Genomic DNA, 16,354 nt, shown 5'->3' on the forward strand with positions numbered 1-16,354 from the left:
ATAACCTTGACCAAGGCAATGCGATTAGACAACCGCTGCACACTTTTGCGCGACATGCTTTATTGCTTCGCATGCCGTTATCGCAAAGCCGCTGCCCACTTTTGCGCGGCACGTATCCCCTGTGGAAATATGGCTTTCCTGCGGCGGCGGCCTTAATGGCACCTCAATTTTACTCTATAAGGAGGGCTCGCTGATTTGGCCGATGCGGCATTTGCGGTGACCGGGTTTCCGGCCCCGCCATTTTCCCGATCGCGAAAGCATGGTGACGTCCCGTCTCAACGTCGGGTTTGGCTTTCGATGACCTCTCCGGTCATCCGCCTCCAGACTGCGATGCGGTTTCAGCAGGCATCATTTTCATTCCATCCCTGCGGCCCGGTGTTGTCGGGTTGCCCCTCATGACGATCCCGCGATCTCCGATCGCGACCGACAAGCGGGGCGAATACCACGCAGGCTGCGGCTTTCAAATTCGATCTAAAGGGAGATTTTATCGATGGCAAAAGGACAAGTAAGAAGCAATCGCGAGGTCCGGAAGCCGAAGAAGGACAAGCAGGCAGCGAAGGTGGAAAGCACATTCGCCAATCAGATGAAGACGGCGACCAAAACCGCCCCGCAGGGCAGTGCTCCAAAGAAATAGAACCTCTTATCGAGCCCCCGCTCCGCCCCCCGTGCGCATAACAGCGCAAGTGATAGCGCGTCTTGTCGGACGCGCCGCGCTCCGGCGTGACACCATCACCCATTGACATGTTTTCAGAAAAACAGGAATTGCTGCAACCATGACCACTCTTCATACGATGTACCACTTCGACTATCCGCTCTTCCTCATTCGCTCGGCCGTGGTGATCGCACTCGGCTTTTCGGCGATTGCCGCCTTTCACGGCGTCACTCTGTGATCGAATCTGCGCGCCGCAGCGAGTGCGAGGAAATCCAAGTGGCCCCTTTGGGCGAGCCCGACGAAAACCCGGAGCGATCCGCGGAGCAAGCCGCGCTTTTCGCTGAAAAGCGCTGGTTGAAGATCCTTGCCGGATATCGTCAGCCGCGGGCCGGACGCAGCGCCTTCGAGCTTGCCGTGACCGTCGTCCCCTTTGCGCTGTTCTGGGCTGCCGCATGGGCAGCGGTTCATTACAGCTTCTGGCCCGGCCTGATCCTCGTCCTTCCCGCCGCCGCTTTCCTGCTCCGGCTGTTCATGATCCAGCATGATTGCGGCCACGGCTCGTTTTTCGCCCATCGCCGCGTCGACGACTGGGTTGGACGCACGATCGGCATCCTGACGCTGACGCCTTACGACTATTGGCGCCGGGCGCATGCGGAACACCACGCCTCGGCCGGGAACCTGGACGAGCGCGGCGTCGGCGACATCGAAACGCTGACGATCGCCGAATATAACGCGCTGTCGCGCTGGGGCCGGCTCGGCTATCGGCTCTATCGCAACCCGATCGTCATGTTCGGGATCGGACCGGCATGGCTGTTCCTCTTCAAGCAGCGCCTGCCTTTCGGCATGATGCGCTCCGGCGCCCTGCCCTGGGTCTCAACAATGGCGACCAACCTTGCCATCGCAGTGGCCGCCGCGCTGCTGATCTGGGCGATCGGGATCATTCCGTTTCTCCTGGTGCATCTGCCGATCGTGCTTCTGGCCGGTGCTGCAGGCGTCTGGCTGTTCTACGTGCAGCACCAGTTCGAGGAAACACATTGGTCGAAGGAGCCGGACTGGCAGTTCCAGCATGCAGCCCTGCACGGTGCCTCGCATTATGACCTGCCGCCGGTGCTGCGCTGGATCACCGGCAATATCGGCATCCACCACGTGCATCATCTGTCGAGCCGGGTGCCCTACTACCGGCTGCCGGAGGTGCTGCGGGACCATCCTGAGCTTGCCGATATCGGCCGCATCACGCTCATGGAAAGCCTGCGTTGCGTCAAGCTGGTGCTGTGGGACGAACAGACGAAGCGGCTGGTCTCATTTCGCGACGCGGCGCGGCTTGCCACAGCGCGATAACGGGCGTTAGAGCGGTTTAGCTTTCACGGAAGCGCAGAGCCGCTCTAACCTTTTGTTCCTGGAATTGCTCCAGAGCATGATGACCGTTCTAAAGCGCATCGCGATCTTTCAGATTCGCTTGTCGTGCTTTAGGTCTTTGTTTTTACGCATGTCGTTGTCGCAAAACCGCTGCACACTTTTGCGCGACATGCTTTAGCGATAGCCTGTCACATCCGCCGGTCTGCCGGGCTCCTGCACTTCCACCATGTAGCGCCAGCAATCCGGCCGCGAACCGTCGATATCGTCGAAGCCATAGGTCTTGGCCACTCCGCCGCTCGACAGCGACTGGCCGTTCCAGCGGGCGCGGTCAGGATCGGCGGCGATGGCCGCAACGGCGCGGCCGACGAAGCGCGGGGTTTCGGAAATGGCGAAATGCGGCTGCACCTTCGTCGCCTCGCGCCAGTTCTCCTCGCGAACACCATAAGCATCCAGCATCATTTCGGAGCGCAACCAACCGGGCGTGATCGAAACGGCGGTGGCACCGTGTTTCGCCAAATCCTGCGCATGCGCCCAGGCCATGCGGGTGACGCCCGTCTTGACGAGGTCGTAAAACGGCGACAGCCGGTAATGGGTGGCATTGTACTCGGCCGTGCCGTCGGTCACCTCCACCAGCAGCCCGCCCGGCCGCTCGATCATCAGCGGCAGGGCGTAATGGGCGGTGATCAGATGCGTCTCGATGCCGAGATGCAGCATACGCAGGCCCTTGTCCAGCGAATGCTCCCACACGGCCTTGTCCCATTCGAACATTTTCTCGCAGCCCCAGATGTCGTTGACCAGAATATCGAGCCGGCCGGCTTCGCCGCGGATGCGAGCGATCAATGCCTCGACCTGTTGCTGGACCAGATGGTCCACCTGCACGGCGATACCCTTGCCACCGGCTGACGTCACCAACTCGGCCGTCTCTTCAATCGTCTCCGGCCGGATATATTCGGATTGCTGAGCGCGCGTCGTGCGCCCCGTTACATAGACGGTGGCGCCCGCTGCACCGAGTTCCATCGCGATGCCTCGGCCGGCGCCGCGCGTCGCACCCGCCACCAAGGCCACTTTCTCCCGCAAGTTCGCTGTCACTTCTCGATCCTCCACGCTAGAACGGAGTGCGCCTAATTCATCCGGCGCACCTTGTATATAAACGAATGATCGTTTATATACAAGGTGAATGCAAGAGGAATTTCATGCCGCGACGCCGCACACTGTCCGATGAACAGCTTCTCGCCATGGTGCTGGCGCTGATCCAGGCCGAGGGGCCGGATGCGGCGACCTTTGCGGCGGTGGCGAAAGCCAGCGGACTTTCGGGCTCGACACTGGTGCAGCGTTTCGCGACGAAAGCGGCGATGCTGCGCGCCGCGCTGCTTTATGCCTGGGACAAGCTGGATGCGGAAACGACACGGCTTGCCGAGACCGTCCCTAAAACGCCGGAAGGCGCCATCACGCTGCTCGTCGGCCTGTCGCAGGATTATGGCGACAATGCCGCCGCCTATGGCGAGGGACTGCTGGTGCTTCGCGAGGACTTCCGCGATCCGGTGCTGCGCGCCCGAGGGGCGGCCTGGGGAACGGCACTGACGGCGGCGATCGCCCGATGTTTCGGATCGGCAAAGGCGCCGGAGACGATCGCCCGGCTGATGCTGTCGCAATGGCAGGGATCGCTGCTATGGTGGGGTTTTGGCGCAGACGGACCGGTGGATACCTATGTAGAGATGGAGCTTCGGCGCTTCCTCGCGGCAATAAAGTCCTGAGCCCGCCTAGAGCATGACGCCGAAAAGTGTGAGTGGTTTCCGACGACATCATGCTCTAACACTTTAACTTCGAATAGGACTCAGATTTGGGCCGACCGGCCTAAAATCATCCTGTTCTAGGCTTCCTCGTCGTCCTTCACCTCGCCCACGGTCAGCGGCCAGTCGACGACGTAGTCCTCGAGATCGTCGATATCGATCTCATTTTCATTGATCGTGCGGCCGCGCGCGGAAATGCCGGCGGCATGGACGGTCTCAGGGTCGCCGGAAACGAGCGGGTGCCACCAGTAGAGGTCGCGGCCTTCGTTGACCAGCCGGTAGCCGCAGGTGGGCGGCAGCCAGGCGATGTCGGGCACGTTCTCCTTGGTCAGCTGCACGCAGTCCGGCACGAAATCCCAGCGGTTCTCATAGCTGGAGCAGCGACAGCTTTCGCCATCGAGCAGCTTGCAGCTGACCGAGGTGAAATAGATATCGCCGCTATCCCATTCCTCGATCTTGTTGAGACAACAGAGGCCGCAGCCGTCGCAAAGGCTTTCCCACTCGGCAACGGTCATTTCGGCAAGCGTCTTGCTCTTCCAGAAGGGCAGATCGTTCATCGTTCGTTTCTTGCAACAGCGACCCGCAAATTCGCGTGACCCTGATGCATCTCTCTTGTTATCAGCCGCAAAATCAATCAATCCTTCAGCATACTCCTGATACTCGGAGAATTCTCTCTGGTATCGGAGAGCTTTGCGGCCATATGCGGGCCTCGCGCTTTCGTCGGATATGACCGAAACGCGATCAGGCGGGAATACAGGACGTGCAGGATCCGGACAACCCAGGAAATGGGCCAGAAAACGGGCTAAAAAAAGGGCCTGGAAAAGCGGCGAACGAGGCGGCGGAAAAGCGGCCGGCGAAGAGCCGTCACATTCTGCTGCGCATCGATTCCTGGATCGATTCGACCGTCTGGAACGCCGGCTTCCGCGCCGCCGAGATCTGGGAAGACATCACCATTTTCTTCCGCCGCTTCCGCGTGCGCGGCTGGAAGCGCATGGTCTTCGAACTCGCCGGTGAAGGACTGACGCTCGGAGCGGCCGGCTCGGTGCTGATGCTGCTGCTTGCCCAGCCCGCCTTCGAGGCGACCAAGGAGGACTGGCGCAACCGCGGCGATTTCGCCGTCACCTTTACCGACCGCTATGGCAACGTTATCGGCCATCGCGGCGTGATCCACCAGAATTCCGTGCCGATCGACGAGCTGCCGGATTCGCTGATCAAATCGGTAATCGCCACCGAGGACCGGCGCTTCTTCGACCATTTCGGCATCGATTTCATCGGCCTCTTCCGCGCCATGAGCGAGAATGCGCGCGCCGGCGAAGTCGTCCAAGGCGGCTCGACGCTGACCCAGCAGCTCGCCAAGAACCTGTTCCTGTCGAACGAACGCTCGATCGACCGCAAGGTCACCGAGGCGTTCCTGGCGCTTTGGCTCGAGGCGAACCTTTCCAAGAAGGAAATCCTCTCCACCTATCTCGACCGCGCCTATATGGGCGGCGGCACTTTTGGCGCAGCCGCAGCGGCGCAATTCTATTTCGGCAAGAACATCACCGATGTGAATCTCGCTGAATCCGCCATGCTTGCCGGCCTGTTCAAGGCGCCGGCGAAATATGCGCCACACGTCAACCTGCCGGCGGCGCGTGCCCGCGCCAATGAAGTGCTGACCAATCTGGTGCAGAGCGGGCTGATGACCGAGGGCCAGGTGATCGCAGCCAGGCGCAATCCGGCCACCGTCGTCGACCGCAACGAGGTGGAATCACCCGATTTCTTCCTCGACTGGGCTTTCGACGAGGTGCAGCGGCTTTCGGCGCGCTTCCACCAGCATTCGCTGATCGTGCGCACGACGATCGACATGGGCATCCAGCAGGCGGCGGAGGATTCGGTCGAGACGTCGCTGCGCGAATATGGCGAGGCCTATCACGCCAAGCAGGGCGCGATGGTGATGATCGAAAACGGCGGCGCCGTGCGCGCCATGGTCGGCGGCCGGGATTACGGCGAGAGCCAGTTCAACCGCGCCACCAGGGCGCTGCGCCAGCCGGGTTCCTCCTTCAAGGTCTACACCTATGCGGTGGCGATGGAGAGCGGGATGACGCCGCAGACGACCATTGTCGATGCGCCGATCTACTGGGGCAATTGGAGCCCGCACAATTATGCCAATCGCTATGTCGGCCGCATAACACTCGAGACCGCGATCGCCCAGTCGATCAACACGATCCCGGTGCGGCTCGCCAAGGAAAAACTCGGTATTCAGCCGATCCGGGCGATGGCGAAAAACCTCGGCGTCGAAACCCCGATCCGCGACGACGTTACCATCCCGATCGGCACCTCCGAGGTGACGGTGCTCGACCAGGCGACCGCCTATGCCACCTTCCCGGCCGGCGGCTACCAGTCGCGCCGCCACGGCATCACCCAGATTCTCGATTACGACGGCGACGTGCTCTACGATTTCGACCGCGACGAGCCGGCGCCGAAGCGTGTGCTCTCCGAACAGGCCGATGCCTATATGAACCAGATGCTGTCGCGCGTTCCCTATGTCGGCACGGCGCGCAAAGCGGCCCTCGACAACGGCATCCTGACGGCCGGCAAGACCGGCACGACCCAGGCCTATCGCGACGCCTGGTTCGTCGGCTTCACCGGCAATTACACCTGCGCCGTCTGGTTCGGCAATGACGACTACACCTCGACCAACGAGATGACCGGCGGTTCGCTGCCGGCGATGACTTTCAAGCGCGCCATGGATTACGCCCATCAGGGCGTCACGCTGCGCGCTATCCCCGGCGTCGAAAACCCCCTGCCCTCGGAAAAGGACCTCGCCAAGACCGCCGCCGCCAAGCCGCAGGACGGATTGCCGCAACTCATCCGGCCGCGCATGCTGTCGGTTCAATCGACCGGCATCCTCAAGAGGCTCGCCGAGAAGCTGAAGGATGCCGCCCCGCTGGCGCCGGCGAAGGTCGCGAGCGTGGAATAGCCCGCCACGCCCCACGTCCAGATCTCAAATCAGCATCCGCCGTCATCGATGCGTCGGCGTGGTTTGCCGTCGCCGGCCGCGGCATGACGGCTTTGCCACACTTGGCATGACCGTGGATCAATCGGCGCCTATGTCACTGCCCGGCATTCCACCCTGCCAGAATCAGTGGTAACCCTTTCATCCGATATGGTTTCCAAGGTCATAACGTGTTTCGATTCCCCCTCTTTATCGCGATCACGCTGATCGTCGCCTTCGGCGGCGGGATCATGATTTCGCTTTATGCGCTGGACGCGACACAGGGTTTTGGAGCGATCAAGCTCGGCGCCTGGGAGGCCTTTCCAGCGTTGCAGACGGTCGAGGCCGATCCCTATGCCAAGTCGCACCGGGCGCGCGCCGGCAAGCTGCTCTATGGCAGCGCCGAGGGCCTGACCTTCACGGCGAGCGTCGACGACGAAGGCGCGCGACTGAATGCCGGCTGCCGCTACCGCATCAGCGGGCAGACGCCGCCTGCCCGGCTCTGGACCCTCTTTACCGCCGACAATGGCGGCAATCCGGCGGCGGTGAAGACCGGACATCCCTCAGCGCTCAATTCCTGGACGGTGCTGCGCAATCAAGACAGCAGTTTCTCGGTCGAGATCTCAGCTGCCGCACAGCCGGGCAACTGGCTGGCCTTGCCAGAGGCCGGTACTTTCCGGCTGGTACTGACGCTGTTCGACACACCGACCGCCGGCAGTTCCGGGGTGATCGACCTCGCCATGCCGAAGCTCACCAAGACCGGATGCGGCAATGCTTAGGATATTCTTCGCCGTCCTGACCGGCCTTTTCGGCGCAGCTCTGCTGCATCTCGTCATCATCCTGTCGCTGCCGCATTTCACCGGCAAAGATGCGGCGACCCGCGTGGAGGCGGAGGGCGACCTCAACAATTTCTACCTGCTCGGCGACCGATATGATGAGGCTGGCCTTGCCAATGGCGACCCCTTCCTGCGCACCGCCGTCTGCTCCTTCGACGTCGAGGATGCGCCGGTGCATTTCACCGCCAAGGGCAATGTGCCCTTCTGGTCGATCGCGATCTACGACAGCGCCTCCAACGAGGTCTTCAGCATGAACGACAGGACATCGGTGGGCGGCGCGCTTGATGTGCTGGCCGGCAGTCCCATCCAGCTGACCGACCTGCGCAAAAACTTGCCGCAGGAGCTGGAGCAGGCGATCCTGGTGGAAATGGCACGGCCGGACGGTTATGCCGTGCTGCGGACTCTGGCGCCGCAGGCGAGCTTCGATGAGGCTGCGCGCAACTTCCTGACGGAAGCCGGCTGCGAGGAATTCGCCGCTCGCTGAGGTTGAAGAGCGGTTACTTCTTGTTGACGCGCGGCGCGGGCGCCGGACGATGTTTCGGGCTCTCGGTCAACCGCTCGTAGCGGACGCCGGTGAACCAAAGGATCTTGGCTTCGCGGGGCTCTTTGTCCGGGCGACGCGGCGCCCGCGGCCGCCGATCCGCCAATGCGACTACTATTGCCATTCTCGTCTCCATGCACTGCCCGAGACGGATGAAGTTGCGATGGATTTCACCCTGCCCGCCAATGTGCGGGCCGGCGCGTCCTGCAGTGCCGGGATGACCGGACCGAGGGCATTCGCGCCTTTCCCACGGCACCTGATTGAAATACCGTGATGCGGAGTTTCAACGATCCAAATACTCAAATCGCGTCGTTCCTATCCGAATTGAGACAGATGACAGTTAACAGTTTACTAATGTTCGGGGGATGCCAAACACAGTTCACGTCACTTCCTCTTTAACGCTCGAAGAGTTGATTTGGTTTCACGCCGCCCGCGCAAACGGCCGGCTGGAATCAACGGATAAAATTAGAAACAATTCATATAGTTGGCAACGGCGTTGCAATCCGCCTTCCGGGGAAATGGCGATGTTGCAAAAATACATCATGAAAATATTTAATTGCGAGGCGTTCAGATGCGCGTATGTTCTCTCCTGTCGGTCACACGTTTCCGGGCTCCGACCGATCGCGGATTTTCCACGTTCTTGCCGGAATGCGGAGGGCAAGCGATGTCTTTGCTGGTGAATTCATCTTTCTCGCCTCAAGATCTCGACGTGCTGAGCAGTGCGCTCGATGCCTGGTGCTCGGAACGGCGCATCGACATCAAAAGCGTCGACGCGCAATTCGCGGCATCCGCAGCACTCGACCTATATCAGGCCGGTTACTGCAGCCGCGAAAAGCTGCTGCACGCGCTGCGCGATCACAGGGTCGCCTGAGTTTTTCAACCATCGCGGCGGCGATGCGCAGACTTCGCAACACGCCTTCCAACCGCGCTTTTTTATATTGCCGGCTAACCATACCGCGACACGCTTAGCGTGTATATTTCTGTTGCATTTTAATAAAATCTTCAGCATGCATTAACCGTATCGGTGTAGGATTTGTTCATAACCGTATGGCCTGACATGCGTTCCGCCAGCGCATATCGGCCTTGGTCCCCTTGTTCTGCGTTTTCGGGGTGTTTTTGTGCGTGACCGGTTTCGAGACCTAGAAGGCCCCTTGGCCGTCAGGAAAAAGGACGTGGTATTAATGGCGACTGTCAGCAGTTTCGAGAACCTGTCTCATCCGACACGGTCCGAACTGCGCCAATTCGCCGAACTTTTCATGCCGCTGTTTCAAGCCTCCTCCGACGAGGCCAAGCGCCAGGCGGTCGCGGCGCTGTCCCAATGCGAGAACATGCCGGCCGCCGTGGCGCTGTTTATCGGCAACCAGCCGATCGAGATCGCAGCCCCTTTTCTTGCCGCCTCAAAGGCAATCGCCGACGATACGCTGATCACCATCGCGCGCATGCAGGGTGCAGCGCATGTCAAGGCGATCGTCAGTCGCGATTCACTCTCGCCGAAGGTCATCGATGCTTTGGTGGCGCTGCGCCAGAGCCAGCCGCGGTCCGCGGCCGCATCGGCGCCGGTCATGAAATCGCCGGCGGTGCCGCTTTCGCCGGCACCGGCCGAGACCAACGAGGCGGATGCCCTGGAGGAACAGCGGGTTGCCAATGAAGAGGTGTTGCGCGAACGCATCCTCGGGCTTGCCGGCCATCTCGGCCGTGCCGACGAGGACAGGCTCGGTCTGCGCACGCTCACCGACATTCAGGAGGCGCTGCTGGTGCGCTTTGCCCGCTCGCGCGAGGCGACGCATTTCGCAACCGCACTTGCCGATGCGCTTTCCGCCAGCCGCTGGCTTGCCGAGCGCATCATGCTCGATCTTTCCGGCCAGCAGCTCGCCACGACGCTGACCAGCCTCGGCATGGGCTTTCTCGATGCCGTCTTCGTGCTCGAAAGGCTCTATCCGCACCTTGCCGAACAGCAGCACAACGTCACCCGCGGCTGGATGGTGCTCGATGCGCTCGACCCGGAAGAATGCGACGAACGCGTCGAAGCCTGGCGGCGTGCCGATCGCTACACCTATAAGCCGGAAGCGACCGATACGCCCGCACCGGCGGCAACGCCCGACTATCGCTTCATCCGCCAGGCGCCGCCGCAGCGCGACATGCGCGTCATGGGGCGGCGGTGTCGCTGAGCTGCGGGTTGACTGACTAAAACGCGTCGCGATCTTTCAGATCCGCTCATCGCGCTTAGGTCTTTTTTTACGCATGCCGTTGTCGCAAAACCGCTGCTCACTTTTGTGCGACATGCTTTGGCCGCATAATATGAGCGGTTCGACATGACGCTGAGCTGACGAGCGCCTTGGCTCTCAACCGCCCTTCGCAAGCGGGATCATGTCCCCCAGTTCCTCCGCCTCCAGCTCGACGATCCAGAGATCGGGGTCGAATTTGCGTTCGCGCTCCAGCATCGCGCGTACCGCTTCAGGATCGCTGCGCGACACGCGGATCTCGAACAGGCGGTCGCCGGCCTGGCCCTCGTCGAAAGCGGACTGCGGCGCCGGCGCGTAAAGCGTTTCCAGGCCGTCGCGGAAGTGCTGACGGATGAAGATAGCACCTGCTTCCTCCGCACCCTTCTTTTCGATGGCGGCGAAATCGCCGCTGGCAAAGACGCGGCGCAGGAGAGCGGAAACGAAGATGTCGGCGCGTAATCTCATTGGGGCGGTATAAAGCATGTCGCGCGATAACGACATGCGGAAAAATAAAGACTTAAAGCCCGAGACGAGATTGCGACATGCTTTAGACTGGCGCGGGCGGCGGCAACCCGCAGTCAAATCTTGAACGCCGAGTCAGACCTTGACTGCCAGCCGCAGGCCTCCCCAATGCCGACCGCGGACGGTGATCGGAGCGGAGATATCCTTCATCATCACGAAGTTGCCGCCGCCCATGTCGCGCCGATAGGTCTGGACGAGGAAAGGCGCGGTGCTGCGGCCTGCGGCAAGGCCGACACGATCGGCGAAGATGCGGCGATTGCGGCAATTGGCGGTGTTCCAGACGGTGTCGCCAGGCCGCTGGGTTTGCGAGAATTTCCGGTTGTGGGTCGGCAGATAGCCGTTCTCGTCGATCGCCGCGCAGAAGGCGATGCGCTCGTCCAAGGTTGTGACGGGTTCCTGGATCGGCGGCAGCAGGCGGTCGGTGAGTTCGGTGAAGGCTGCCATCATCTGTGCCGGATCGGAGCCCGGTATCGGCCGATACCGTCGGTCGAAAAGAGCATCGAGCCCAATCTGGCCTTCCGCGACGGCGCGTTCGAAGGCGCCGGAAATCTGTCTTGCCACCGACTGCGCTTCCTCGATCCAACGGCTGTCGGCGGTCTTGACGCCGGCGCTCGCCGTCAGCTGGATCAGGGTTTCCGAGAGGCCGACGACGCTGTCGACGCGTTTTGCCGCTTGCTGCAGCCTGACATTCGAGCCGGCGACCTCGGCCGACATCTCGCCGAGTTTCTCGACGAAGCCGGCGCATTGCTGGTCGACCGCCTCGGTGGTGTTGGCCATGACAGTCGAACTGTCGAGGATGCGGGTGATGACATGTTCCATGCTTTCGAAGGCGCCGCGCATCGCCTCCGACTTGTCACGCACGCCGGCGGCACTGTCGCGCGCAACGGTGCCGACGGCCGACAGCCGGTCGATCTTCACGCGCAGTTCGTCCAGCGTCTGCTGGATGGAGCCGGTCGCCTTCGAGGTCTGCAACGAAAGAGCCCGGACCTCGGCGGCGACGACCGCAAAACCCTTGCCCGCATCGCCGGCGCGCGCCGCCTCGATCGCGGCGTTCAGCGCCAGCAGGTTGGTCTGGCGGGCGATGGTGCTGATCTCCTCGGCGATATTGTCGACATCGGCAAGCGACTTGGAGAAGCCAGCTATCTCCGCGCTGATCTCGTTGGAGGACTGGACCATGTGACCGATCTCGGCGACGGAGCCCGTCAGGCGGTCAGCTGATTCTTTCAGCATGTGACGGGCTTCGGCCGCCGTGCGGTCGGTCTCGCGCAGCGACACGGCGACCGAGCGGTTGGTCTCGGCAATCGAAAGCGCGGTGCGGGTGACATGATCGAAGGCGGAGGCATGCCGGGCCGACATTCCCGCCATGTCCTGGATGGCGCCGGCGATATCGACGAGATCAATGCCAAGGGTGGAGGCTTCTTCGGCAAGTCGCAACAGGATGTGGCGCAACGCCTCGCGATCCGGCCCTCCCGCTTCGACCGCCGGTTCTCCAGCCAGATCGTCTATCGCCTTCAGCGCATGCATGACCGACGCTCCCCCGCCCCAATCAGAAAAGCTTCAGGCAACATGGTTAATAAGTTGCAAACAGCGGCAGCACCTTAGACTTAGGTTGTAGGGAAAGCGGACTCCGTGACCGTGGACCGGCCGTGTGGCGACCCATCAGCTGGCGGTGAAGCCCGTCAGCCGCTCGCTCAGCTGCCAGAGACGTTCGGCAAATTCCGGATTGGTTGCCCAAGGACGGACACCGAGCATCTCGGTCGAATCACCGGGGACGGCGATGGCGATATCGCAGTTCTCACAATAGACGCCGCCGAGACCCTCAAGCTTCTCGCTGACGGCGCACCAGACGATGGTCGACGCCCCCTGCTCAATCGTCTTCTTGTTGTTTTCCGGATCGATGACCGGCTTGCCATCCTGGTCGACATAGCCGCTCGCCTTGAGGAAGTCGCTCGACTGATGGCGCACCAGATTGGTGGTGACGATACCGCCCGGATGCAGCGAGAAGGCTCTGACGCCGTGTTTCGCCCCCAAAGCGTCCAGCGAGACCGCAAAGAGAGCATTTGCCGACTTCGACTGGCCATAGGCGAGATAGGGCGCGTATTCGCGGTTCTCGAAATTCGGATCGTCGAAATCGACACCGGAGAAGATGTGGCCGCGCGAGGAGACTGCGACGACGCGCGCACCCTCGGCCTCCACCAGCGCCGGCCAGAGGCGGGCAGTGAGCTGGAAATGGCCGAGATGATTGGTGGAGAACTGCGATTCGTAGCCGCGGGCATCACGCGTCAACGGGTTCGCCATGACGGCAGCATTGTTGACGAGCAAATGCAGGGGCTCGCCGCTAGCGAGGAAGCGATCGGCAAAATCGTCGATCGAGCTGAGGTCCATCAGATCGAGCTTTTCCACCGCAAGGCCGGGAATGCTTTGCACGGCCGCCTTGGCTTTTTCGAGATTGCGGGCGGGGACGACAACCCTGGCGCCGGCTTCGGCGAGCACACGCGCCGTCTCGAGGCCAAGACCGGAATAGCCGCCGGTGACGATCGCGACCTTGCCTGAAAGATCGTGCCCGGCAATCACGTCGGCGGCGGTTGATGCCGCACCGAAACCGGAACCGATGGGAGCTTGTGGGGTGGACATGACGTGCCCTCCGTTGTTGCCTGATGGCCTTATGTAAGCCCGATAAATGGGATTCTGAATGCTTGCAAATCCCGATTTCCTGCTTCATCGTTCAAAAATGACCAGTGATCCGCTTTCCGAAATGCTCAATCTGCTCGATGCACGCTGCCTCGTGTCGGGCGGGCTGATCGCCGGCGGCGCCTGGGCGCTGCGTTTCCCCCAGCCGAACCGGATAAAGATCAGCGCGGTCGCCAAAGGGCGCTGCTGGCTTTGCCTCGACAATGACAGTGAACCCATTCTGCTCGAGGCAGGCGACGTTGCGCTTCTGAACGGCCGGTTTTCGTTCGTCCTGGCGAGCGACCTTGCCGTTGCGCCCGCCGATGCGGTTGGCGCCTTCAAGGAGAAGGTCGACGGCATAGCACGCCACGGCGTTGGCGAGGATTTCCACTATCTCGGCGGCCACATCGCGCTCGGGCCGCAGGGCATGGAGCTGCTGTCCGAGGTGCTGCCGCCGATCATTCATGTGCGCGCCGCCCTTGCCGAAGCCGGCGTGCTGCGCTGGCTGCTCGACCAGCTGGTGCGGGAGATGGCGGCGAAGCGGCCAGGCGCCCTGCTCGCCTCGACCCAGCTTGCGCAATTGATGTTCGTGCAGGTGCTGAGGGCGCACATCATGAGCTCGGCGCCATTGACGGTCGGGTGGCTCCGCGCCTTCGGCGACGATCGCATTGCGCCCGCGCTGCGGCTGATGCATGGCGATCCCGGCCGGTCCTGGCAGCTTGGCGAACTGGCAAAGGCGGCCGGCATGTCGCGCACGAGTTTTGCGCTGCGGTTCAAGACCGTGGCGGGGGTTGCGCCGCTCACCTATCTGATCGGCTGGCGCATGCGCCTTGCCGAACGCGAGCTGCGGGAGGGCAGCATGCCGGTTTCGGCGCTGGCGCTTTCGCTCGGCTACACATCCGAAAGCGCCTTCAGCAACGCCTTCAAAAGGATGACGGGTATGGCGCCGAAGCGCTATCGCGTGGCGATGGCCCGCGAGACCGGGCCGATCGAAGAGGTGGTGGATGTCGAGGGACAGGCGATGACGACGCATTACAGGCTGTTGAGGGCGGCATCGTAGCGGCGCAAGATCCAGATGATCTTAGGCCCGATCGGGTCAGCGGCATCATGCTCTCAATGCTGTCGCCCGCATTCCGTGATGAAGTGGATCAAAGAGGGCCGTCGCCTGTGTATCGTTTTTCCGGGCCTATTTTTGAAGATATGCGGCGCATTGGAATGTTGACCATCGAAGACGCGCTCAGGCTCGACGCCTGTCCGCGGAAGCTGAATTGTAGCTCCCCCTCCATGCATTGTCTCATTCCGTACCATTCCACCGGTCGAGTCACGACCCTGATAAGTTGAATCAACTGATTTGGTATAGGAGGAGAAAATGATGACTGTCACGGTGATCAAACCCGCACAGGATCGGAAAAAGGTGTCCGATGCCTATGAACTTGACTATTTTGTGCAGAAACACGCCATCGCCAGAATGGACGCGATCCGGATTCTCAATCTGCACCGATCTGATCGGGATGCCTCCGACCGGGCCGCGCATCGTCTCAAAAGGTGATCTACCGACCGGGACGAGACGGGCGGGATTTTCCCTTTCATTTGCCAATGAGATTTAACACGAGGCCGACCAGCGCATCCTTGGTCGTCGTCCCCTTTTGAAAGGCATACAAAAGAACGGTCAAGAGATCCGAGCCGTCTTCGCTATCGGGCGAGATGTCATGCCGGGCGCAGGCCTCCTGGAAGGCGATCAGGAGCACTGTCGAAGCGGTCTCGTCGACATGGTGATTGTAAAATGAGGTCACGCATCATCCTTAAGGGTTGCCGACGTCAAATGCGTTCAGTTGTCGATCAGGCAGGCCGTATCAACGGCGCGGCATCATTCGGAACCGGCTTCGATTTGCCAAGAGGAATGCCGGTCAGCCGTTCGTATTCTATCTCAGCCGGGCCATAAGTGCCTTGGCAGAGGTGCATCAGCCCAGTGCGATCCAGGACGAGAATTTCCCCACGTTGCGATTTGATGAAGTGCTTCGCTTCGAGAATTTGCAGGGCCACTGTTACACCCGGCCTACGCACGCCAAGCATCATCGCAAGAAATTCATGGGTCACATAGAAGCTGTCGCCATTGACGCGGTCGTGAACCATGAGGATCCATCGCGCCAGCCGCTCTTCCAGTTTGATCTGACCGTTTGCAAGAGCGGTGTAGGTGGTTTGGATACCGAGCGTACGGGCATAATGCATCAAAAGTTCAGTTAACGCGGGGCTCTGAGACATCGCTTCTTGAAGATTGTCGGCAGAAATACGAAGTGCCGAGCCACCCATCTGGACGAAGCAGTCAAACGGGCTTTCTGTATCGCCCTGGACCAGCGACGTGCCAGTCATGCCATCCCGGCCGAACAGGCCGACCTCGACGGTTGAACCGCCCTCTTTGCTTGCCACCACCGAACCAAGACCCGCCTCGAAAAAATAGACGAAGTTGATCGGCTGATGCGCCTTTTCGAGCGACTGACGAAGGTTGAGCTGCATTCTCTCCAGACTGGGGGCAAGCAGGCGCCGATCTTCAGGGGCAAGGGCACACAACAAATGGTTCTTGAACGTGCTTATATTTTGGTTGGTCATCGTGCTCTCTGGGGCGAAAGCACGACGATCTTCCAAACGTCAGCGCCCTTACGTGGCTGACGTCATATATAAGACTGCGCTTAAAAGCTGCATTGCGCAACAACTTTTGTACGAAATCGTACAGAGTCGCACCTAAACGTTGTTTGGAAGGAGGATTTGGCCCGGCGGCCGGCGTCAGCTGTCG

At 61.1% G+C, this 16,354-nt stretch carries 19 protein-coding genes; 11 read left to right on the plus strand and 8 right to left on the minus strand.

The genetic code is table 11. The annotated features are described in order from the left end of the window. The 3 genes from G9X64_RS36135 to G9X64_RS00010 form a co-directional block, all read left to right on the plus strand. Window positions 1-194, plus strand: a 194-nt coding sequence (locus G9X64_RS36135; protein ID WP_210259586.1) for a hypothetical protein, incomplete at its 5' end; no start/stop codon positions are given. A 296-nt stretch (window positions 195-490) separates the two neighbouring features. Further along, window positions 491-634 (plus strand): hypothetical protein, encoded by a 144-nt coding sequence (locus G9X64_RS00005; protein WP_003546677.1) that lies wholly within the window; start codon window positions 491-493, stop codon window positions 632-634. A 303-nt stretch (window positions 635-937) separates the two neighbouring features. Next, on the plus strand, window positions 938-1,990 hold the full coding sequence (locus tag G9X64_RS00010) for a fatty acid desaturase (RefSeq protein WP_171375775.1): 1,053 nt from the start codon (window positions 938-940) through the stop codon (window positions 1,988-1,990). Between the two features lie 192 nt (window positions 1,991-2,182). Here the strand turns inward: G9X64_RS00010 and G9X64_RS00015 are convergent, their stop codons facing one another. Beyond that, window positions 2,183-3,097, minus strand: coding sequence for an SDR family oxidoreductase (locus G9X64_RS00015; RefSeq protein WP_171375740.1), 915 nt, complete (start codon window positions 3,095-3,097; stop codon window positions 2,183-2,185). A 104-nt stretch (window positions 3,098-3,201) separates the two neighbouring features. Here G9X64_RS00015 and G9X64_RS00020 point away from each other — a divergent pair, with 104 nt between their 5' ends. After that, window positions 3,202-3,762 carry a TetR family transcriptional regulator gene (locus G9X64_RS00020; RefSeq protein WP_171375741.1) on the plus strand — a complete coding sequence of 187 codons (561 nt, stop codon included), beginning with the start codon at window positions 3,202-3,204 and terminating at the stop codon, window positions 3,760-3,762. Window positions 3,763-3,878: 116 nt separating this feature from the next. Here G9X64_RS00020 and G9X64_RS00025 read toward each other — a convergent pair whose 3' ends face one another. Next, window positions 3,879-4,355, minus strand: coding sequence for a YcgN family cysteine cluster protein (locus tag G9X64_RS00025; protein WP_168312246.1), 477 nt, complete (start codon window positions 4,353-4,355; stop codon window positions 3,879-3,881). Between the two features lie 203 nt (window positions 4,356-4,558). On the opposite strand from G9X64_RS00025, the gene G9X64_RS00030 reads away from it, so the two are divergent. The 3 genes from G9X64_RS00030 to G9X64_RS00040 all read left to right on the plus strand — a co-directional run bounded on the left by G9X64_RS00030 (window position 4,559) and on the right by G9X64_RS00040 (window position 8,092). Then, window positions 4,559-6,757, plus strand: coding sequence for a transglycosylase domain-containing protein (locus G9X64_RS00030; protein ID WP_171375742.1), 2,199 nt, complete (start codon window positions 4,559-4,561; stop codon window positions 6,755-6,757). A 206-nt stretch (window positions 6,758-6,963) separates the two neighbouring features. Beyond that, window positions 6,964-7,551, plus strand: coding sequence for a DUF1214 domain-containing protein (locus G9X64_RS00035; protein ID WP_168312248.1), 588 nt, complete (start codon window positions 6,964-6,966; stop codon window positions 7,549-7,551). After that, entirely contained in the window at window positions 7,544-8,092 is a 549-nt protein-coding gene (locus tag G9X64_RS00040) for a DUF1254 domain-containing protein (protein ID WP_168316742.1), read from the plus strand. The genes G9X64_RS00035 and G9X64_RS00040 overlap by 8 nt, the downstream gene beginning before the upstream one ends. 13 nt (window positions 8,093-8,105) lie before the next feature. Here the strand turns inward: G9X64_RS00040 and G9X64_RS00045 are convergent, their stop codons facing one another. After that, window positions 8,106-8,273: a hypothetical protein gene (locus G9X64_RS00045; RefSeq protein ID WP_167334090.1), complete on the minus strand. Its 168-nt coding sequence runs from the start codon at window positions 8,271-8,273 to the stop codon at window positions 8,106-8,108. Window positions 8,274-8,813: 540 nt separating this feature from the next. Between G9X64_RS00045 and G9X64_RS00050 the strand changes: the two genes are divergently transcribed. Together G9X64_RS00050 and G9X64_RS00055 are read left to right on the plus strand one after the other, a co-directional pair. Further along, window positions 8,814-9,020 (plus strand): hypothetical protein, encoded by a 207-nt coding sequence (locus G9X64_RS00050; RefSeq protein WP_171375743.1) that lies wholly within the window; start codon window positions 8,814-8,816, stop codon window positions 9,018-9,020. A 247-nt stretch (window positions 9,021-9,267) separates the two neighbouring features. After that, window positions 9,268-10,317: a DUF2336 domain-containing protein gene (locus tag G9X64_RS00055; protein WP_168312251.1), complete on the plus strand. Its 1,050-nt coding sequence runs from the start codon at window positions 9,268-9,270 to the stop codon at window positions 10,315-10,317. A 174-nt stretch (window positions 10,318-10,491) separates the two neighbouring features. Here the strand turns inward: G9X64_RS00055 and G9X64_RS00060 are convergent, their stop codons facing one another. The 3 genes from G9X64_RS00060 to G9X64_RS00070 all read right to left on the minus strand — a co-directional run bounded on the left by G9X64_RS00060 (window position 10,492) and on the right by G9X64_RS00070 (window position 13,527). Further along, complete coding sequence (locus tag G9X64_RS00060; RefSeq protein WP_168312252.1) at window positions 10,492-10,836, minus strand: DUF1491 family protein; 345 nt, start codon at window positions 10,834-10,836, stop codon at window positions 10,492-10,494. A gap of 132 nt (window positions 10,837-10,968) precedes the next feature. Continuing rightward, complete coding sequence (locus tag G9X64_RS00065; protein WP_168312253.1) at window positions 10,969-12,417, minus strand: methyl-accepting chemotaxis protein; 1,449 nt, start codon at window positions 12,415-12,417, stop codon at window positions 10,969-10,971. Between the two features lie 135 nt (window positions 12,418-12,552). Continuing rightward, window positions 12,553-13,527, minus strand: a complete 975-nt coding sequence (locus tag G9X64_RS00070) for an oxidoreductase (protein WP_168312254.1) — start codon at window positions 13,525-13,527, stop codon at window positions 12,553-12,555. Between the two features lie 58 nt (window positions 13,528-13,585). On the opposite strand from G9X64_RS00070, the gene G9X64_RS00075 reads away from it, so the two are divergent. Beyond that, window positions 13,586-14,623: an AraC family transcriptional regulator gene (locus G9X64_RS00075; protein WP_171375744.1), complete on the plus strand. Its 1,038-nt coding sequence runs from the start codon at window positions 13,586-13,588 to the stop codon at window positions 14,621-14,623. A 309-nt stretch (window positions 14,624-14,932) separates the two neighbouring features. Continuing rightward, window positions 14,933-15,112, plus strand: a complete 180-nt coding sequence (locus tag G9X64_RS00080) for a hypothetical protein (RefSeq protein ID WP_033180556.1) — start codon at window positions 14,933-14,935, stop codon at window positions 15,110-15,112. A gap of 37 nt (window positions 15,113-15,149) precedes the next feature. Here G9X64_RS00080 and G9X64_RS00085 read toward each other — a convergent pair whose 3' ends face one another. Further along, window positions 15,150-15,356, minus strand: a complete 207-nt coding sequence (locus G9X64_RS00085; RefSeq protein ID WP_171375745.1) for a hypothetical protein — start codon at window positions 15,354-15,356, stop codon at window positions 15,150-15,152. A gap of 46 nt (window positions 15,357-15,402) precedes the next feature. After that, entirely contained in the window at window positions 15,403-16,170 is a 768-nt protein-coding gene (locus tag G9X64_RS00090) for a Crp/Fnr family transcriptional regulator (RefSeq protein ID WP_168312256.1), read from the minus strand. Window positions 16,171-16,354 lie beyond the last annotated feature (184 nt).

This window comes from Rhizobium sophorae, from assembly GCF_013087515.1.
In the GTDB taxonomy this organism is placed as follows: Bacteria; Pseudomonadota; Alphaproteobacteria; order Rhizobiales; family Rhizobiaceae; genus Rhizobium; species Rhizobium sophorae.